This is a genomic window from Janthinobacterium sp. Mn2066 (assembly GCF_049319705.1).
Classification (GTDB): domain Bacteria; phylum Pseudomonadota; class Gammaproteobacteria; order Burkholderiales; family Burkholderiaceae_D; genus Janthinobacterium.
On the sequence record NZ_JBMOUF010000003.1, the window covers coordinates 411,883 to 430,497 of the forward strand.

Consider the following 18,615-nt stretch of genomic DNA (forward strand, 5'->3'; position numbering starts at 1 on the left):
GCCGGCGCGGCAGCTGCCCTCCTGATTGAGAGGAAAGCATAGTGGAATCAGCAGACACCGTATTCGTGATCGGCGAATGCATGATCGAATTGCAGCGCAAGGAACAGCAGCAGGAGCAAGCCATGGCTTACCGCTTTGGCGGCGACACCCTGAATGCGGCGCTGTATATGGCGCGCCTGCTCGAACCGCAGCAGCACCAGGTGGCGTATGTGACGGCGCTGGGCAGCGATGGCTTGTCCGACGATATGTGCGCCAGCTGGCAGGAAGAGGGCATCAATACGCGCTGCGTGCAGCGCCTGGACGACAAGCTGCCGGGCATGTACCTGATCGAGACCGATGGCCAGGGCGAGCGCCATTTTCACTACTGGCGCAGCGATTCGGCGGCGCGCCACTGGATGCGCGGGCTGCAGGCGCCGGATATCTTGCGTGAGCTGGCTGGCGCGCGCCATGTGTATTTGTCCGGTATCAGCCTGGCGATTCTGCCGCCGGCCGACCGCGAACTGCTGCTGGCAACCCTGGCGCAATGCCATGCGCAGGGCGGCCGGATCATCTTCGACAATAATTATCGTCCCCGTTTATGGGAAAGCGCCGATGCTGCCGCGTCCATCTATCACCGCATTATGGGCCTGTCGTCGCTGGCATTGCTGACACTGGACGATGAAGAGGCGCTGTACGGGCCGGCCAGCATCGCCCAGGTACTGGCGCGCACGGCGGCGCTGGGCGTGCCCGAAATCGTGCTCAAGCGCGGCGCCCAGCCCTGCATCGTCTGGCGCCAGGGTGAACAGGAAGAAGTGACTGCCCAGCCGGTGGCGCGCGTGGTCGATACCACGGCGGCCGGCGATTCCTTCGGCGCAGCCTATGTGGCGGCACGCCTGAAGGGCCAGCCACCGGCCAGCGCGGCGCGGGCAGGGCACCGTCTGGCCGCCTGCGTGATCGGCCAGCGCGGCGCCATCATCGCGCGCACGGAAATGCCTGTCAGCTGAGCGCAGAAGCTGTATCATCAAAACCGCGTTTTCCCGTTTAACTTTGCCGTTCCGTTAAAAAATCTATCAATAAGTTTATGAATCTGACGTCTACTCCTCCTTCGGCCGATGGCGAAACCGGCGTCAGCGCCGCCCGCCGCGTGTACGGCCTGCTGCGCCAGCGTATTGTCGACATGAGCATGCTGCCCGGTACCCGTATCGTGGAGAAGGAACTGGCCGAAGAGCTGGGCACCAGCCGCACGCCCGTGCATGAAGCGGTGCAGCGCCTGGCCGAGGAAGGCTTGATCGAGGTGCTGCCGCGCGTGGGCACGTTTGTCGCCCGCATTCCCCTCGATTCGCTGGAAGAAGCCATGCTGGTGCGCTGTGCGCTGGAGACGGCCATCATTGAAAAGGCCACGCAGCGGGCCACGCCGGAAGGCATCGCCAGGCTGCGCGCCATCCTGGCCGCGCAGGCCGACTGCATCAGCAGCAACGATATACGGGGCTTTCACCGCACCGACGAGAATTTTCATGCAGCCCTGGCCGAATTGTCCGGTTATCCCGGTGTCTGGCCCATGATACTGCAGGCGAAAACCCAGATGGACCGCTACCGCCAGCTGACCCTGCCCCTGGAAGGACGCATGAGCGACGTGATGGCCGAACATGCGCAAGTGGTGGAAGCGGTGGCCTCGGGTGACCCGCAGCATGCCGTCGCCGCCATGCGCAGCCATCTCGATCACGTACTGCCGGTGCTGGAAATCACCCGCAAACTGCGGCCTGAATATTTCATGCCGCACCTCGCCGTCAAACCCAGGCGCTAGATCCTCCCTGCCGTCCGTCCTTTGCCTGCCAGCGCCGCGGGCAGGACCCGGCACGCCTGTCGCTACGCACACATACAAGGATTACACATGAAAGTGTCCCACCGCCTGATCCTGCTGGTCGGCGCCGCACTGCTGGCCATGGCCATGCTGGGCGCCTACAGCCTGCGCAATCTCTACCAGGCCATGCAGCACGACCGCCAGGCGCAAATTGTCAATATGCTCAAGATGGGAGAACACCTGGCCGCCCATTACCACGCCCTGGAGCTGGCTGGCCAGCTCACGCGCGAGCAGGCGCAGGCGGCAGCGAAGGAAGCACTGACCCAGCTCAATAACGACGGCAAGAGCTATTACTGGGCCCGCCTGCCGAATGGCTTGAACCTGGTGCACCCGAATCCAAAGAATATCGGCGTGATCGCCGAAGGCGAAACCATGGATGGCCGGCCCGACTCGCAAGCGTATATCGAAGCGCTGGCGAAAGATGAAGTGGGCCTGGTGTCCGTCAAGAGCCGCCGCGATGGCCAACTGGTGGCCAAGCTCAATGGCATCATCGCGTTTGCACCCTGGGGCTGGTGGATAGGCACGGGCTTTTTCAATGACGATATCGAAAACGCCTTCTGGCAGGCAGCCATGCAGTTCCTGTGGTTTTTTATCGCCGCCCTTGCCGTGATGCTGGCGCTGGGCTGGCAAGTGATACGCAGCGTGCTGGGCGTGCTCGGCGGCGAACCGGCCTATGCGGGCGCTGTCACGCAGCGCATCGCCGGGCGTGATTTATCGGCGCCGGTAGCCTTGCGCACGGGCGACGATGGCAGCCTGCTGCACAGCATCGCGCGCATGCAGCAAGACCTGGCCACCACCGTGCGCCATATCCGCGGCAATGCGGCGGCGATAGCAGCCGCCTCGAAGGAAATCGCCAACGGCAACCTGGACCTGTCGGCGCGCACGGAAGCGCAAGCCAGTTCGCTGGAGCAGACGGCCGCTTCAATGGAAGAATTGACGGGCACCGTCAGCCAGAATGCGGGCAATGCGCAACAGGCGAGCGCGCTGGCCGGCGATGCCTCGCAACTGGCGCAGCAGGGCGGCGCCGTGGTGGCGCGCATGGTCGACACCATGGGGGCGATCGGCCAGTCGTCAGGCAAGATCGCCGAGATCACGGGGCTGATCGACGCCATCGCTTTCCAGACCAATATCCTGGCCTTGAACGCGGCCGTTGAAGCGGCGCGCGCGGGCGAGCAGGGACGCGGCTTTGCCGTGGTGGCGGGCGAAGTGCGCAGCCTGGCCCAGCGCGCGGCTGGCGCGGCCAAGGAAATCAAGGACTTGATCGGCGTATCGGTCAGGCAGGTGGAAGAGGGCGGCGCGCTGGCCAGCCAGGCTGGCGAGGCGATGCAGCAGGTGGTTGCAGGCATCGCCAAAGTCACGGCCTTCATGCACGACATCAGCGCGGCCACGCATGAACAGAGCGAGGGCATCGCGCAAGTGAACCAGGCCATCATCAGCATGGACGACGTGACGCAGCAGAATGCAGCGCTGGTGGAACAGGCCGCTGCCGCCGCCCAGGCCATGCAGGAACAGGCGCATCAGTTGTCGGAACTGGTGAGCCTGTTCAAACTAGAACATCAAACTGGCGTGTAAGCCTGCACTTCCAGCGGCTGGCCCTTGGCGTCGAAGCGCAGGGCCACCGACAATTGGCTCACGCCGATGGTGGCCAGCGCGTCGCAGATGTCGTCCACTTCATCCTGCAGGTCGGCCGCCAGGTCCAGCGGCTTGTCTGCGCTGTGCAGCAATGCGCCGCCAGCCGCATGCACATTCACGCGCAGCAGCATCTCGCCCTGCTCATCGGCCGGGCCCACGATGACGGCAACGTCGGCAGGGGCGACATTGTTTTCTGCCAGTGCATGATTGATGCCCGACATCATTTGCAGCATCGCGTATTCGGCCATGCCTTGTTCCTTGCCACCGTGGAACAGATCCTGGTACAGGAAACTGACTTCCAGCGTGGTGCCGGCGGGCGCCAGGCAGCGTTTGACGAGCTCGGCCACGTCGCCCGTCCATTGCTGGTAGCGGGCCATGCGCGCATCGAACCAGGCGTCGAGCGCCGCTTCATCTTTCGGTTCCACATAGAAGGGGTCGTCCACGCGCTTGAGGGCAAAGCCCAGCAGGAAGCGCAATTCCACGGCTGTGTCTTGCGGGCCGAAGTCTGTCTCGCTCCAGCCCACGATGCTGCGCTCCAGGCCAGGTGCGGCGACGATTTTCTTGTCCGTCATCGAGGTATAGGCGTCGCGCACCATTTCATGCAGATGGCTGTAGGTGATGCGGTCGATTTCGTCGAGGTCGTAGGCGTGGCTCATCAGGACCACCTTGGCCTTGGCGCTTTCCAGTTGCGCTGTCTGGAAACTTTTCACCAGCGCTTCGAATGCCGGCTGGTCCAGGAAGGTGTCCGCCTGTTTCAAGCCGCCCGTGCTTTGCACCAGCAGCGGCACCACGAAGGCGTTGATTTCCATGGATGGCGCGTTTTCGCGGCGTATCACCACCACCGACGAGGCTTCCTCGATATGCTGGCGCAGATACTGATAAGCGCCCACGTCTTCATATTTCGCCCGCTCGATGGCGTCGTACAGCACTTCATCTTTCTTCTGGTTCAGGCTTTTGCGGATGATGCGGCCGAACTCGACGGCCTGCTCGGCCAGCACCGTGCCTTGCGAATCGCTGTCTTCCTGTTCCGCCAGGTTCAGGGCCATCGTGCACAGCATGCGCGTGACGGCTTCATCCTTGTCTTCAGGCGAGTTGGCGGACTTACGGGGGACAGGGCGCTTATTTTTAGGCATGGTGGTCGCGAGGGTTAAGTTATCAGGTAAGGCAAGTAAAGCAACTAAAGCAACTAAAGCAAACGGGCGCCGCGGCGATGCCGCCTGGCGCCCGGAAGGGATGATACAGGCCGTCGAGGCCGCACGGTGCGATCAGTGATCGGTATCGAACATCTCGTGCAATTCATCGAGCAGGTCGGTGGTTTCTTCCGCAGACAAGCCAAGATGCTTGCAGGCAAGATCACCGCCCTTGTCCCACTCCAGCGAACTACTGTTGCCATGGTAGCGCTGAATGCCTTTTTCGGCCAGCAAGGACAGCGCCACCAGCGAACGGATGGCGTCGTCGGTGGACGGGTCAGCCAGCACGCTGTAATCGTGGTGATGCAAAATCGCCCAGGCCACGTCCGACGACAGGCCCCAGTTGCGGGCCAGCAAGCAGCCGATGGCCGCGTGGTTGGTCTGGTGGCGCGCATCTTCCAGGCGCGTGAAACAGTGCTCGGCATCGTTGGCCGCCGCCGCATACGTGTTGACGTAATCGGGAAAACGGTTCATCAGCAGCGGTACGCCGATATCGCAGAACAGGCCGAAAGTGTGGGCGATATCGGGTGGGGCGATGCGCAACTTGCGTGAGGTAAATACCACGGCACGCGCCCGCTTGGCCGAGACATCCCAGAAATTGTTCAGTTCCACGCCTTCCGCTTCCAGCGCCTGGCGCGCCAGCAAGCCCGTCATCATGGCGCTGCACTGGTTAATGCCCAGAAAGTTGATGCCTTGCTCGACCGACTTGGCCTTGCGCGCGGCGCCATAAAACGGCGAATTGGCCAGTTTTAATAGCGCGCCCGACATGCCGACATCATCGGCAATGATGCGGGCGATCTTGCGCGGCGATGGGTCAGCTTCGGCCAGCTCGCGCTGCAAATCGACCAGCAGGCTGGGGCGCGGTGGAATGCGGATGGAACGCATCAAGGCATCGACTGGATCACCTTCATTTGCCTTCGCTTGCGTTGCTGCTATCGTCATCATTCTTTTCGCATCACTGGGTGGTTGTCTGTCACGCCCTGCGCCGGATTGAGCTGATGGAGCTCCGGCGCACTGCCTGGAGATTATCGCTGTTTATGGCTGGCAATAGTTCATCTATGCAATAAATTGTGTAAAAAAGTATGCTTTTTATCCTGTGGCGAGGTCTTTTTTATGGCTATATCCATAATATTTATTGATTTTTAAGAACGGTGCGAACCTGCGCGGCGCAGATGGAAAGCCGGGGCGCGCTACAATTGCGCCATGAAAAGCATACTTGCCGGCATCGATTTTGCAGACGATTCTGCCAGCGTGGCGCAGCAGCTGATCGGCGTCACTCTGCTGGTCAATGGCATCGGTGGACGCATCGTGGAAACGGAAGCCTATGACGGGCTGGACCCTGCTTCGCACACGTTTTCGGGTATCACGCCGCGCAATGCGGCCATGTTCGGCCCGCCTGCCCATGCTTATGTCTACCGTTCCTACGGCATCCACTGGTGTCTGAATTTTGTCTGCCGCGAACCTGGCCATGGTGCCGGCGTGCTGATACGGGCGATTGAGCCGCTCGCGGGGCTGGACGTCATGCGTGAACGGCGCGGGGTCGACGAACTGCGGCTGCTGTGTTCGGGGCCGGGCAAGGTATGCCAGGCGCTGGGCGTCAGCCACTTGCAGAACCGCCTCGATTTGAATGCACCGCCGTTCCTGCTGCTGCCGCGCGAGGATGAAGTGACGGTGCTGGCCGGGCCGCGCATCGGCATTTCGAAAGCCATGGAAGTGCCATGGCGTTTCGTGCTGGCCGGTTCTCCCTACTTGAGCAAGCCGATGCGGAGTGAAGTTAAGCTGAACTAGGCGCGGCGCTTGCTGCGTAGCGGACTTTGCAATGCCCGCCGTTCAGCCTGACTAGCCCTATGTTCTTCCGGATGCTGGAAGGAATCGGCTTCGCTGGGTTTTTCCTGCACCGCTATCACTGTTGACCCCGCCGCCTGGTCCAGGGTGAACACGGCCACGGCGGACGACAGGGTCACGGCCTGGTCCTGCAGGCTGGCCGCCGCCGCCGCTGCCTGTTCGACCAGCGCCGCATTTTGCTGCGTCACATCATCCATTTGCGCCACTGCCAGATTGACTTCGCTGATACCCGATGCCTGCTCCGCGCTGGCCGCCTGCACGCGCTGGATGATGTCGTTGACTTGCTGTACCGAGGCGACGATCGCGCCCATGCTGTCCCCCGCTTGCTGTACCGCCACGCTGCCGCCATCGATGGTGGTCACCGAGGTGGCGATCAGGGTCTTGATTTCCTTCGCGGCGGCGGCCGAGCGGTGCGCCAGGGTGCGTACTTCCGAGGCCACCACTGCAAAGCCCCGTCCCTGTTCGCCGGCGCGCGCCGCCTCCACTGCCGCGTTCAGCGCGAGGATATTGGTCTGGAATGAAATACCGTCGATCACACCGATAATTTCCACGATCTCGCGCGAATTAGCTCGTATTGTCGTCATCATCGTCACTGCCTGCTGCATCGCCGCGCCCCCTTGCACGGCCAGGGTCGATGCCTGGGCCGCCAATTGGCAGGCGAGCTGGGCATTGGATGCATTGTGGTTGACGGCTTGCGTCAGCGTTTCCATGGCGCTCGAGGTTTCTTCCAGCGAGCTGGCCTGCATTTCCGTACGGGCAGACAAATCCATATTGCCGGTGGCGATTTCGCGCGAAGCCGTGTCGATCGAGTGCACCGCTTCCATGATGGTGCGCAAGGTCTGGTTCAGATTGGCGATGGTCTGGTCCAGCACGCGCGAGGTGTCGGCGATCTCGTCGCGGCCCTGATTCGGCGCACCTGCGATCAGCTTGCCCGCCGCCAGGTCTTGCACCACATCGGCAATGCCGCGTATTTCTCCCAGCATCGCGCGCCGCACCAGCATCGTCACCACGATGGAGGCGAGGATGGAAAGGATCACGGCCAGCAGCAAGCTCCAGCCCAGGCTGCGAAATTCCGCGCTGGCCGTGGCATGCGCCTGGGTGCTGAGGGTCGTTTCCAGCCTGGATAATTGCGCCAGCTGTTCGTTGAGCTGGGTGAACTGCGTTTCGGCCTTGAGCATGGAATTGGTGGCGATCGATTGATCCATCTGCGCAATTTCCATGGTTTCCAGCACCGCCTTGCGATACGCCGCCAGGGGCACGAGCGCTGCATCGACCAGGGTGCTTTCCGCTTCCGACGCCGAGGCGCGCAAGTTGGACAATTGTTCGGCGATGGCCTGGTGGCGCGCCTTGATCTGTTGTTCCAGCGCATCGAGGCGTGCCTTGGCAAAGCTGCCGTTGGTCCACGCCAGCAGCTGGTACATATTGCCGTGCGCATATTTGGCGTCGCTCGCCACGTCCGCGGCCGCCTTCAGGTGGTGGATGCGGACAGTCACCATGTTTTCCAGCGAGGCATTTTGCCGCACCATGCCATACCAGGCGCCGGCCGAACTGAGTATCAGCAGCAGCAGGACGAGGGCGGGGGCCAGCAATAATTTTGGTCCGATGCGTAATTTGTCGAGCATGTTTTGACTCCTGCCTGTGGCTGTATCGGGCGTGATGGAACCCCGCCCTGAAGCGGGGCGTGCTGGCTCGCCTGGCTATTTTTTGTACAGGCCCGCTTCCAGCACCACATCGTTGACGCGCAGGATGTAGGTGGTTTTCGGTTCGATCTTGCCGCTGACGGGATTCTTGTACAGATAGTCGACCCAGCCCTTGCCCTGCTTTTGCGCCAGTTCGATGATTTCACGGCGATATTTCTTGCCATTCGCATCAGGCACATCGGTCAAGTCCTTGCCGACGATGGCCGGGTTGATCGGATGGGCCAGCACGATGCCCGTCTTGATGTCGCGCATGTCCACATACAGCGAGCCTTGCACGAAGTCAGGATCCTTGGCGATGAGTTTTTTAATCATTTCTTCCTTGCCATGCGCCTTGATGAAGGCGGCGCCCCGTTCGGCCATGGCGATAGCGTCTTTTTCAGTCGGTTCCGTGGCGGCGCTGACGGCGAAACTGGCCAATGCCAGGCATAGCAGATTAGCTTTGATGATTTGTTTCATGAAGACTCCTTGTGAAATCGAGATAGGTGTTGCCAAACCGTAATTTACGTCGCACTGGTCTACACAGAATTGCGATTGAACAAACTTAAGTCTTGCCCAAGTGCATGTCTGATTAGATGCAGGCAGTAGAAGACTTGTTGATGTGCGGCAATTGGTTCTTTCTGGCAAGAACTATGATGACTTTCCCAGCATGGCGATTTTTAAGCATGAAATGATATGGCCGATGATGGCTTGATTTTCATGATTTTTAATGGAAGTTATTATCACTACCGTACAGGAGTCGAGCATGTCCGATGACAGCAGCGAACTTTCGAGCGTCAAATTCAAACCCTATACGCGGCAGACGATTAGCCAGGCCCGGCAGTGGGATTGGCTGCCTCCCGAGCAGCGTGAAGCCGTGCAAGTGGTATCACACGTTTTGCCGTTCCGCACCAATCAATACGTGCTCGATCAATTGATCGACTGGAACAATATTCCCGACGACCCTATCTACCGCCTGGTATTCCCGCACCGCGACATGCTGCTGCCCGAGCACTATGCGCATTTGCGCGAGCTGGTGCTGGTACGCCAGGACAAGGTTGCCATCGATGCGTATGTACGCGGCATCCGCCTGGGCATGAACCCGCATCCGGCCGGCCAGATGACGCATAACGTGCCCACCATGAATGACGAACCGGTGCGTGGCTTGCAGCATAAGTATGCGCAAACCGTGCTGTTTTTCCCCAGTGCCGGCCAGACGTGCCACGCGTATTGCACCTTCTGTTTCCGCTGGCCGCAGTTTGTCGGCATGGACGACATGAAATTCGACGCGCGCGAATCCACTGAGCTGGCCGCTTACCTGAAGCTGCATACGGAAGTGACCGACGTGCTGATTACGGGCGGCGATCCGATGATCATGAATACGCGTTCGCTGGCCGCGTATCTGGAACCCTTGCTGGACCCGGCGCTGGCGCATATCCAGAACATTCGCATCGGCACCAAGTCGGTGGCGTACTGGCCCCAGCGTTTCGTGTCCGACCGCGATGCGGATGACTTGCTGCGCCTGTTCGAACGCATCGTCAAGGCAGGCAAGAACCTGGCCATCATGGGCCATTACAGCCACGCCGTCGAATTGCGCCAGGATATCGCCCAGCAAGCCGTCAAGCGCATCGTCTCGACGGGCGCCACCTTGCGCATGCAGGGGCCGCTGATACGCCACATCAATGAGGACCCGAATAGCTGGGCCGAGCTGTGGCAGACGGGCACGCGGCTGGGGGCAATTCCGTATTACATGTTCGTCGAGCGCGACACGGGGCCGCGCGGTTACTTTGAAGTGCCGCTGTTCAAGGCCCACGAGATTTTCCAGGCCGCCTACCAGCAGGTGTCCGGCTTGTCGCGCACGGTGCGCGGGCCTTCCATGAGCGCTTTTCCCGGCAAGATCGTGATCGATGGCGTAGTCACTATTGGCGGAGAAAAAGTGTTTGCACTGCAATTCCTGCAGGCACGCAATCCGGACTGGGTACGGCGGCCGTTTTACGCGAAATTCGATGCGGAAGCAACCTGGTTCGACGATTTACGGCCTGCATTTGGCCAGGAGAAATTCTTCTTTGAACTCGATCAAGCCGTGCCGGAAGTGGCGCATGCGCCGCAGCGCGTGATCCGCCTGGTGCAGGCAGCCTGAGCATGGAACGCGCAGGCCCGCCCGCGCGTTCCAGCGTGGCCGTATTTTGTTTGATCTTCCTGCCGTATGCGCTGGGGCATTATCTGTCCTGTCTGCTGCGTGGCGTGAATGCCGTGCTGACTTCAGAATTGCTGGCGACCGTGCCGCTGACGGCCACGCAGCTGGGTTTGCTGACCAGCGTGTTTTTCCTGGCGTTTGCGCTGGTGCAATTGCCGGTCGGCATGGCGCTTGATCGTTACGGTCCGCGCACGGTGCAACTGCTGTTGCTGCTGGTGGCGGCGCTCGGCGTGTTCCTGTTCAGCCAGGGCCGTAGCTTTGCCGAACTGATGTGGGCGCGCGCCGTGATGGGCGCAGGCCTGGGCGGCTGTTTCATGGCCGCCGTGAAAGCCATATCCGGCGCTGTCGCACCTGCGCGGCTGCCATCCATGCATGGTTATCTGATTGCCGTGGGCGGACTGGGGGCGGCCACGGCCACCATGCCTGTCAAGCTGGCCCTGCATTACACGGATTGGCGCGGCCTGTTCCTGGGCCTGGCTGTCGGGGCACTGGCCATCGCCTTGCTGATCCGCCTGCTGACTCCTGCCATGCCTGCACGTCAGGCGCCCACTACGCCTGCTATCCGCCTGCGCGATGTGTATGCCGACCCTGCATTTCGCCGCACCATCCGCTTGATCCTGCTGCCGCACACCGTGTTTTTTGGCATCCAGGGGCTGTGGATAGGGCGCTGGCTCAGCGACGTGGGCGGCTTGTCCGACGACAGCGTGGCGTATCTCCTGTACTTGGGCATGGCCGCCGTCATCTTCGGCGCCATCGGCATGGGCATGGTGACGGAGTGGGCGGCGCGGCGCAATTACACGCCCATGCAAGTGGCTGCCGTGGGTGTGGCGCTATTTATTCTGGTGCAATTGGGCATGGCCAGCAATTACCAGCCTGGGCTGCCTCTGCTGTCCGTGCTGTTTACCTTGCTGGGCACGGTGGCGGGCCTGGAATACGCGATTGTCGCGCAAAGCATGCCGCCCAGTTTGACGGGGCGGGCGGCCACTTGCCTGAACTTGCTGATCTTTACGGGAGCTTTTTTGGTGCAGGCGGGCTTCGGCCTGATCCTGGGACTGTGGCCAGTCGATGCACAGCATCATTATCCGCCCGAGGCTTATCGGGTTGCGTTCGGGATGCTGGCTGCCCTGCAATTGCCGGGACTGCTGCTGTTTTTCATCGACCATGTCAGGCATGCCGGTGCATCCGGTAAAATGGCAGCCTGCTCAGCGGCAATGATTAACTCCAAGGAAGACTATGAAACTCGTTCGTTACGGACGTCCAGGCAAGGAAAAACCGGGCCTGATCGATGAAGAAGGCAAACTGCGCGACCTGTCCGGCGTGGTCGCCGATATCGACGGTACCCAACTGTCCGACAAGGCCTTGCGCAAGCTGGCCAGGATCGATGAAAAAACGCTGCCCCTGGTGCGCGGCAACCCGCGCTTCGGCGTACCGCTGGCCAAGGTCGGCAAATTCATCGGCATCGGCTTGAATTACGCCGATCACGCGGCCGAAGCGGGCATGCCCTTGCCGGCCGAACCCATCGTTTTCATGAAGGCTGTTACCTGCCTGAATGGTCCGGACGATAATGTGATCTTGCCGAAGGGCTCGAAAAAGACGGACTGGGAAGTGGAACTGGGCGTGGTGATCGGTACGCGCGCGCAATACGTGAGCGAAGAAGAGGCGCTGAAATACGTGGCCGGCTATTGCGTCGTCAATGACTTGTCCGAGCGTTCGTTCCAGCTGGAACGGGGACCGCAATGGGACAAGGGCAAGGGCTGCGATACCTTCGGCCCGGTCGGCCCATGGCTGGTGACGCGCGATGAAGTGTATGACGAGCAAGACCTGGACCTGTACCTGGAATTGAACGGCAAGCGCATGCAGACGGGCAACACGAAAACCATGATTTTCACGGTGGCGCAGATCGTCAGCTACCTGTCGCAATTCATGACCCTGGAACCGGGCGACATCATCGCCACCGGCACGCCGCCCGGCGTGGGCCAGGGCCGCAAGCCGCAGCGCTTCCTGAAAAAAGGCGACAGCCTGCGTCTCGGTATCGCCGGCCTGGGCGAGCAGCAGCAAGACGTGGTGGCCTGGACCGCCAAGTGATTTGATCGAGTAACACAGCACTGTGCAGGCCATCAGCGATGGTCTGCACAGTGCGCTTGCCAGCTGGTTGCAAGCATGGCACAACGATCACAGCTCGGCGCAAGAAGTCATGTGACCTACATTCGGTCATACGATTGTCACACAAACTCACTATCATGATGCACCTAATAACCTCCCTCCTCTTATTAGGCACGTCATGTTCCCCACCTTGTCTTCCACGAAACACCCCCGCGTCACCCGTTTGCATCTGGCCCTGGTAGCCGCCGGCCTGTGCGCGCTGCATACTGCCGCCTTCAGTGCTACCGATGCCGATGCCGATACTGCCAGCCCTGCGTCCGGCGAGGTGTCCCGCGTGGTAGTCAAGGCCACGGTCGAAAAGAAAAAGCTCAGCGATAGCGTCAGCAGCGGCGCCCTGGGCCGCAAGTCGGAACTCGATACGCCATTCTCCACCAAGGCCGTCAGCAGCGATGAAATCGAAGACCGCCTGGCCACCAGCATTTCCGAAGTGCTGAAATACGATGCTTCGGTTACCGCCATCAGCCCGCCGATCAGCACCCACCCGGCCACCATCCAGATGCGCGGCCTGCGGCTCGATGACTTGAACGGCTATAAGGTCGACGGCCTGGCCAATATCAACCGCGGCACGGAAATGCCGCTGGAAATGTTTGAAAGCGTGGAAGCACTGAAAGGATTGTCGGGCTATATGTACGGCTTCGGCTCGCCGGGCGGCATCGTCAACTACGTCAGCAAGCGCCCAACCACCGACAAGAGTTTCAGCGCGGCGCTGGGCTACCAGGAAGGCGGTGCGATCAAGGAGCATATCGATACGGGCGGCCGCGTGGGCGAAGACGGCGCCTTTGGCTACCGTTTGAACCTGCTGCACGAAGACGGCGGCGTGAAGGAAGAAAGCGGCTCCATCAACCGCAATGCCGCCAGCCTGAACCTGGACTGGCGCCTGAGCAGGGATCTGACCCTGAGCTATGATGTGCTGTACCAGCGCCGCGCCACTGTCGGCGGCACCGATATCGTCATTTCACCGAGCTTCAAGGTACCGGCACCGATAGCCGGTGACAGCAAGCTCAATAGCATCGGCGCCGGCAGCGATGTCGAATATTCGCTATACACGACGGGCCTGGAATACCGCTTGGCGCCGGACTGGACCGCCAATTTCTCGTACCGCACTTCCGACTCGACCCGCGTCTATAAAAAAGACCAGTACTACATCACCAGCAATACCGGCAACTACAAGGACCGCGTCACGTCCGAGCTGCACGCCTACCATTTCGACCAGGTGCAAGCCAGCCTTACCGGCAAGTTCGCTACCTTCGGCTTGCAGCATGAAGTGGTGGCAGGTGTCCTGTCGCAAAACCTGGGTTCGACCGATTCTGTCGTCACGCCCAAGCCCTACCTGGGTACCGGCAACCTGTATGCACCGACCATCTTCAACGCCACCAGCACCAACTATAGCGGCGGCCTGTACCAGGATGAGACCACGCGCCAGGATGCAGTGTTTGCCAGCGATACGCTCAAGCTGAACGACAGCTGGTCGGTGCTGGCCGGTTTGCGCTACACGCAGTACCAGGACACCGCCTATTCCACCAAGGGCGCCGTGATTGCCAGTTATCCAGCCGACAAAGCCACGCCAACCATCGCGTTGATGTACAAGCCGGCCGCCGACACCACGCTGTACGGCAGCTATGTCGAAGCCCTGGAACAAGCTTCTAGTGCACCGACTTCGGCTGCCAATGCCTTGCAAACTTTTGCACCGATCAAGAGCAAGCAGACCGAATTCGGCATCAAGACGGAACGCAGCTTCTGGAATGCCAGCGCAGCCGTGTTCCAGATTGAACGGGGCGCCCAGTACACCAACGCCGGCAATGTCTTCGTCGCGGATGGCCAGACGCGCTACCAGGGCCTGGAGTTCAACTCGGTGCTGCAGGCAGCGAAGAATGTGTCGATCGAAGGCGGCATCATGCTGCTCGACGCCACCTTGCAAGATGCGGCGCCTGGCTACAGCGGCAAGCGCGCCGTCGGTGCGCCGCGCCGCCAGGCGTCGGTGCAGGCCACCTGGCGCGAAGTCTTGCCTGGCCTGGCGCTGCACGCCGGCGCCCAGTACCTGGGCGAGCTGGCGATGGACGCGGCCAACGCCAATACCTTGCCATCGTATGCGTTGTTCGATGCGGGCTTCAATTACCGTCACCGCTATTTCGGCAAGATGGTCAGCGTGCGCGCAAATATCTCGAACCTGGCCAACCGCAAATACTGGACCTACTATCAGGAGAACTACCTGAACGTGGGCTCGCCGCGTACTGCCAGCGTGAATGTCCGGGTAGACTTTTAAACCATGAAATTCCCACGCCTTGCGGCCGGCGCCGCGTTGTCCCTGCTGCTGTTGAATGCTTACGGCGAGCAGTACTACCAAAGCAAAACGCCGTATGGGCCGCAGCAGGACATGGCCAGCTACGAAGCGGCGCCGCCAGGCTACCGCCCTGTCTATACGCAGCTGCTGGCGCGCCATGGCTCGCGTGGCCTGAGCAGCTTCAAGGCTGACCTGGCGCTGTACAACTTGTGGCGACAAGCCGGCAAGGAGCATGCGCTGACGCCGCTGGGCCGGCAACTGGGCCCGGATATCCGGCAACTGATGAAGGCCAATTTCCTGCTCGGCTATGGGGTGGATGGCATCAGCAAGCCCGGTTATGGCAATGAAACCATGCAGGGCGTAGCCGAGCATACGCAGCTGGCGCAGCGCCTGTACCAGCGCTTGCCGCAACTGTTCAACGACGCAGCGGGCCAGTCGCGCCAGATCGTGGTGGTCACTTCCGGCAAGGACCGCGCCGTCGACAGCGGCTATTTCTTTACCCGTTCGCTGCTGGCGCAACAGGCCAGCCTGGCGCCGCTGCTGGTCTACCCGGACTCGCTGGCGCCGCGCGCCGAAACCAGCCCCGCCAGCCACGACAGCCGTCCCAGGGGCACCGACCGCTACTTGCTGTATTTCCATAAACTGAGCGCCAGGCAAGACCAGGTGGCCGATGCTGCCGATCCGCTGTATCCGGCTTACCAGGCCAGCCAGTCCTACCAGGCCTGGCTCAGGAGCGATGAGCTGCGCGACCGCGAGGCCGCAATCCTGGCGCAGCCGCGCCTGGCCGCCGCAGCAAAGACGGTGCTGGAACGCCTGTTTACGCCAGCCTTTGTGGCTGCGCTGGCGCAGGGACGCTATCGGGTCGCCAACACCGGCACCTATCGTTACACCAGCGCCGATGGCAAGTTCAGCAATCGCTTGAGCGGCGATGGCGATACCGTGATCGCTTCGGCCACCGACGCCGCGCTGGCGCTGTATGAACTGTATGCGGCAGCGGCCGACATGCGCCACGAAGTGGCTGCCGACTTCACGCGCTACGTGCCGCCCGCGCAGGCCGCAGTGTTTGCTGCTGTTGACGATGCGCAATCGTTTTATGCCAAAGGGCCGGGCATCGCCGAGAACGGCGACCTCAACTACCGCATGGCGAGCACCTTGCTGGATGACTTTTTCAAGGAAGTAGACGCGGTTGCCAGCGGCGACCTGTCGCATGCGGCCAAGCTGCGCTTTTCCCACGCGGAAATCGTGATCCCCATGGCGGCCATGCTCGGCTTGCCCGGCATGGCGGCGCCGTTGCCGCGCGCTAGCATGTATAGCTACGACAATAATTCGTGGCGCGGCGCTACGGTGGCGCCGATGGCGGCCAATATCCAGTGGGATGTGTACACGGACGGCCAGGGCAGCACGCTGGTGCGCATGCTGTACAACGAAAAGGAAACCGACTTCAAGCCCGATTGCGACAGCGCCAGGATGGCTCCGGCCAGCCATTTCTATCGTTATGCCCAGTTAAAGAGTTGCTATCAGCGCTAGAAAGCACATGTACACTACAGGCAACAGCATAAAACAGACTTCTACATGACTGATCGCCTTCCTCCCCTTGCTTTCGAACAATTGAGTGCAGAGCAGCAAACGGCTGCGCAAGCCATCATCGATGGTCCGCGCGGGGCGCTGTATGGCCCCTTCGTGCCGCTGATCCGCAGCCCCGAGCTGATGGAAGCGGCCCAGCGCCTCGGTGAATACCTGCGCTACCGCAGCGCCATCGGCACGCGGCTATCGGAATTGGCGATCCTGGTCACGGCGCGCCAGTGGGACCAGCAAGTCGAATGGGCCATCCATGCGCCGCTGGCGGTACAAAACGGCATCGCACCAGCGGCGGTGGACGCCATCGCCGAGCGGCGCATGCCGGGCGGTTTGCCGCCAGACGAACAAGCCGTGCACGACTTTTGCATCGAGTTGCAGCAACATAAACGGGTCAGCGATGCGACCTACGCGCAGGCCTTGAAGCTGTTCGGCGAGCATGGCGTGGTCGATTTGATGGGCATCAACGGTTATTACACGTTCTTGGCCATGGTAATGAATGGGGCGCAGACGGCCACGCCGGTTTCAACGGCATTGCCGTTGCCTGCCTGAGATGAAGTGTTGTTAAGGGGTAACATGGATAAAATGTCATATATTCTTATCATTGCTGAATATATACTTTAACTCCCTTTCCACAGCGAAAACGCTCCATGAAAACTCGTTCGTGCTTTACCCTGATGGGCCGCGCCGTGCTGGCGTTGGCCCTTTCTTTTTGCCCATTGATTACGGCGCAAGTCATGGCCGCCGACACCGCCAGTGCCTCGGCGCTGGAAAACTCGGTCGTCAAGGTATTTTCCACCTTGCGTGGGCCCGATCCGTACAAGCCTTGGAGCAAGGCCGGGCCGCAGGAAGTGACGGGTTCGGGCGTGGTTATCGATGGCCACCGCATCCTGACCAATGCGCATGTGGTCGGTTATGCCAGCCAGGTGCAAATCCAGGCCAATGGCGCTGGCGACAAGATCCCGGCTACCGTGCTGGCCATTTCGCGTGGCATGGACCTGGCCTTGTTGAAGGTCGATGACGACAGTTTTTTTGACAGCCACAAACCGGTGCCGCGCGCCAATGTCCTGCCCGACGTGCGCGACGCCGTGCTGGCCTACGGTTACCCGACGGGCGGCACGTCCTTGTCGATCACCAAGGGCATCGTTTCGCGCATCGAGTTTGTGCGCTACAACTATCCTGTTTCCGGCTTGCGTATCCAGATCGATGCGGCCATTAATCCGGGCAATAGCGGCGGCCCCGTGATCGCCGGCGACAAGATGATCGGCCTGGCCTTTGCCGGTGCGCTCAATATGCAGAATATTGGCTACATCATCCCCAACGAGGAAATCGAACTGTTCCTGCGCGATGAGGCCAGCGGTACGCCCCAGGGCAAGCCGGCCATGTTCGATATGATACAGACGCTGGAAAATCCGGCCCTGCGCACTTCCCTCAAGCTGGGCAAGAATGTCGAGGGCGCCGTGGTCTTGATCCCGTTCAGCAAGGACGCCGATTATCCGCTCAAGGAGTTCGACGTGATCACGCATATCGGCGATTTCCCGATCGACAATCAGGGCATGGTCAAGCTCAATGCCAACAGCCGCGTGCGTTTCCAGTACCGCGTGCAGCAACTGGCGAAGAATGGCCTGCTGCCGCTGACGGTGGTGCGCAATGGCGCCAGCATGAAGGTCAGCGTGCCCGTCTCGTCGTCGCACCCGATGCTGATTCCTAGTTTGTCGGGCAACTATCCGTCTTATTTCATCTTTGGCCCGATGGTGTTTTCGCGCGCGACCTCGGAATTCATGAGTGTGCCGAATAGCAATCCACAGATATTGTATGGCATGGCGTTTGCCGGCAATCCCTTGATGACGCGGCGTGGCGACAAGCCCGATGCCCAGCGCGAAGAGCTGGTGGTGATCGCTTCGCCATTTTTCCCGCATAAGCTGATGAATGGCTACAGCACCCGCTTATTCTCGGTCTTGTATTCCGTCAATGGCGTGCCCGTGCGCAGCCTGGCCCACCTGGTCACCCTGCTGCGCGATCAGACCGATGACTTGCTGACTTTCCGCTTCGAGCAGCGCGATGCCGAGGCGATCGTCGTGCCGCGCAAGGAAATGCTGGCCGCAACCGAAGCTATCCTGACAGACAATGGCATCCGCTCGGAAGCATCGCCTGATATGTTGAAAATCTGGAATGAAAAAACGCCGGCAGGCAAATAAGCCCCCGGCGTGGTGACT

At 60.9% G+C, this 18,615-nt stretch carries 15 protein-coding genes; 11 read left to right on the top strand and 4 right to left on the bottom strand.

Annotated features, from left to right (window positions below; translation table 11 throughout):
• The first annotated feature begins 41 nt into the window (after positions 1-41).
• The 3 genes from ACL9RI_RS08180 to ACL9RI_RS08190 all read left to right on the top strand — a co-directional run bounded on the left by ACL9RI_RS08180 (position 42) and on the right by ACL9RI_RS08190 (position 3,412).
• On the top strand, positions 42-983 hold the full coding sequence (locus ACL9RI_RS08180; RefSeq protein WP_422726073.1) for a sugar kinase: 942 nt from the start codon (positions 42-44) through the stop codon (positions 981-983).
• A gap of 77 nt (positions 984-1,060) precedes the next feature.
• A complete protein-coding gene (locus ACL9RI_RS08185) occupies positions 1,061-1,783 on the top strand; it encodes a GntR family transcriptional regulator (RefSeq protein ID WP_422726074.1) in 723 nt (240 codons plus the stop codon).
• A gap of 87 nt (positions 1,784-1,870) precedes the next feature.
• Complete coding sequence (locus ACL9RI_RS08190) at positions 1,871-3,412, top strand: methyl-accepting chemotaxis protein (protein ID WP_422726075.1); 1,542 nt, start codon at positions 1,871-1,873, stop codon at positions 3,410-3,412.
• Here ACL9RI_RS08190 and ACL9RI_RS08195 read toward each other — a convergent pair.
• Together ACL9RI_RS08195 and ACL9RI_RS08200 are read right to left on the bottom strand one after the other, a co-directional pair.
• The gene (locus tag ACL9RI_RS08195; RefSeq protein WP_422726076.1) at positions 3,397-4,605 is read right to left on the bottom strand and encodes a hypothetical protein; all 1,209 of its coding nucleotides are present in this window, start codon (positions 4,603-4,605) and stop codon (positions 3,397-3,399) included. The two genes, ACL9RI_RS08190 and ACL9RI_RS08195, sit on opposite strands and share 16 nt — an antisense overlap.
• 132 nt (positions 4,606-4,737) lie before the next feature.
• The gene (locus ACL9RI_RS08200) at positions 4,738-5,604 is read right to left on the bottom strand and encodes an HDOD domain-containing protein (protein WP_422726077.1); all 867 of its coding nucleotides are present in this window, start codon (positions 5,602-5,604) and stop codon (positions 4,738-4,740) included.
• Between the two features lie 261 nt (positions 5,605-5,865).
• Here ACL9RI_RS08200 and ACL9RI_RS08205 point away from each other — a divergent pair, with 261 nt between their 5' ends.
• Entirely contained in the window at positions 5,866-6,450 is a 585-nt protein-coding gene (locus tag ACL9RI_RS08205; protein ID WP_422726078.1) for a DNA-3-methyladenine glycosylase, read from the top strand.
• On the opposite strand, the gene ACL9RI_RS08210 is transcribed toward ACL9RI_RS08205, so the two are convergent.
• Both ACL9RI_RS08210 and ACL9RI_RS08215 read right to left on the bottom strand, forming a co-directional pair.
• The gene (locus tag ACL9RI_RS08210) at positions 6,447-8,129 is read right to left on the bottom strand and encodes a methyl-accepting chemotaxis protein (protein WP_422726079.1); all 1,683 of its coding nucleotides are present in this window, start codon (positions 8,127-8,129) and stop codon (positions 6,447-6,449) included. The two genes, ACL9RI_RS08205 and ACL9RI_RS08210, sit on opposite strands and share 4 nt — an antisense overlap.
• A gap of 75 nt (positions 8,130-8,204) precedes the next feature.
• Positions 8,205-8,663: a cache domain-containing protein gene (locus ACL9RI_RS08215; RefSeq protein WP_422726080.1), complete on the bottom strand. Its 459-nt coding sequence runs from the start codon at positions 8,661-8,663 to the stop codon at positions 8,205-8,207.
• Positions 8,664-8,949: 286 nt separating this feature from the next.
• Between ACL9RI_RS08215 and ACL9RI_RS08220 the strand changes: the two genes are divergently transcribed.
• The 7 genes from ACL9RI_RS08220 (at position 8,950) to ACL9RI_RS08250 (ending at position 18,597) form a co-directional block, all read left to right on the top strand.
• Entirely contained in the window at positions 8,950-10,323 is a 1,374-nt protein-coding gene (locus ACL9RI_RS08220) for a KamA family radical SAM protein (protein ID WP_422726081.1), read from the top strand.
• Between the two features lie 2 nt (positions 10,324-10,325).
• On the top strand, positions 10,326-11,669 hold the full coding sequence (locus ACL9RI_RS08225; RefSeq protein ID WP_422726082.1) for an MFS transporter: 1,344 nt from the start codon (positions 10,326-10,328) through the stop codon (positions 11,667-11,669).
• Positions 11,614-12,465, top strand: coding sequence for a fumarylacetoacetate hydrolase family protein (locus ACL9RI_RS08230; protein ID WP_422726083.1), 852 nt, complete (start codon positions 11,614-11,616; stop codon positions 12,463-12,465). The genes ACL9RI_RS08225 and ACL9RI_RS08230 overlap by 56 nt, the downstream gene beginning before the upstream one ends.
• Positions 12,466-12,661: 196 nt before the next feature.
• Positions 12,662-14,806 carry a TonB-dependent siderophore receptor gene (locus tag ACL9RI_RS08235; protein WP_422726084.1) on the top strand — a complete coding sequence of 715 codons (2,145 nt, stop codon included), beginning with the start codon at positions 12,662-12,664 and terminating at the stop codon, positions 14,804-14,806.
• A 3-nt stretch (positions 14,807-14,809) separates the two neighbouring features.
• Positions 14,810-16,351: a histidine-type phosphatase gene (locus tag ACL9RI_RS08240; RefSeq protein ID WP_422726085.1), complete on the top strand. Its 1,542-nt coding sequence runs from the start codon at positions 14,810-14,812 to the stop codon at positions 16,349-16,351.
• 45 nt (positions 16,352-16,396) lie between these two features.
• Positions 16,397-16,951 carry a carboxymuconolactone decarboxylase family protein gene (locus ACL9RI_RS08245; protein ID WP_422726086.1) on the top strand — a complete coding sequence of 185 codons (555 nt, stop codon included), beginning with the start codon at positions 16,397-16,399 and terminating at the stop codon, positions 16,949-16,951.
• Between the two features lie 98 nt (positions 16,952-17,049).
• Complete coding sequence (locus tag ACL9RI_RS08250; RefSeq protein WP_422726087.1) at positions 17,050-18,597, top strand: trypsin-like peptidase domain-containing protein; 1,548 nt, start codon at positions 17,050-17,052, stop codon at positions 18,595-18,597.
• Positions 18,598-18,615: the final 18 nt, after the last annotated feature.

What these genes read in the sequence shown, in the direction of transcription:
- ACL9RI_RS08235 (WP_422726084.1), top strand. Translation starts at nt 12,662, where the DNA reads ATGTTCCCCACCTTGTCTTCCACGAAACACCCCCGCGTCACCCGTTTG.
- ACL9RI_RS08250 (WP_422726087.1), top strand. Translation starts at nt 17,050, where the DNA reads ATGAAAACTCGTTCGTGCTTTACCCTGATGGGCCGCGCCGTGCTGGCG.
- ACL9RI_RS08205 (WP_422726078.1), top strand. Translation starts at nt 5,866, where the DNA reads ATGAAAAGCATACTTGCCGGCATCGATTTTGCAGACGATTCTGCCAGC.
- ACL9RI_RS08200 (WP_422726077.1), bottom strand. Translation starts at nt 5,604, where the DNA reads ATGACGATAGCAGCAACGCAAGCGAAGGCAAATGAAGGTGATCCAGTC.
- ACL9RI_RS08195 (WP_422726076.1), bottom strand. Translation starts at nt 4,605, where the DNA reads ATGCCTAAAAATAAGCGCCCTGTCCCCCGTAAGTCCGCCAACTCGCCT.
- ACL9RI_RS08190 (WP_422726075.1), top strand. Translation starts at nt 1,871, where the DNA reads ATGAAAGTGTCCCACCGCCTGATCCTGCTGGTCGGCGCCGCACTGCTG.
- ACL9RI_RS08210 (WP_422726079.1), bottom strand. Translation starts at nt 8,129, where the DNA reads ATGCTCGACAAATTACGCATCGGACCAAAATTATTGCTGGCCCCCGCC.
- ACL9RI_RS08220 (WP_422726081.1), top strand. Translation starts at nt 8,950, where the DNA reads ATGTCCGATGACAGCAGCGAACTTTCGAGCGTCAAATTCAAACCCTAT.
- ACL9RI_RS08215 (WP_422726080.1), bottom strand. Translation starts at nt 8,663, where the DNA reads ATGAAACAAATCATCAAAGCTAATCTGCTATGCCTGGCATTGGCCAGT.
- ACL9RI_RS08240 (WP_422726085.1), top strand. Translation starts at nt 14,810, where the DNA reads ATGAAATTCCCACGCCTTGCGGCCGGCGCCGCGTTGTCCCTGCTGCTG.
- ACL9RI_RS08185 (WP_422726074.1), top strand. Translation starts at nt 1,061, where the DNA reads ATGAATCTGACGTCTACTCCTCCTTCGGCCGATGGCGAAACCGGCGTC.
- ACL9RI_RS08245 (WP_422726086.1), top strand. Translation starts at nt 16,397, where the DNA reads ATGACTGATCGCCTTCCTCCCCTTGCTTTCGAACAATTGAGTGCAGAG.
- ACL9RI_RS08230 (WP_422726083.1), top strand. Translation starts at nt 11,614, where the DNA reads ATGAAACTCGTTCGTTACGGACGTCCAGGCAAGGAAAAACCGGGCCTG.
- ACL9RI_RS08225 (WP_422726082.1), top strand. Translation starts at nt 10,326, where the DNA reads ATGGAACGCGCAGGCCCGCCCGCGCGTTCCAGCGTGGCCGTATTTTGT.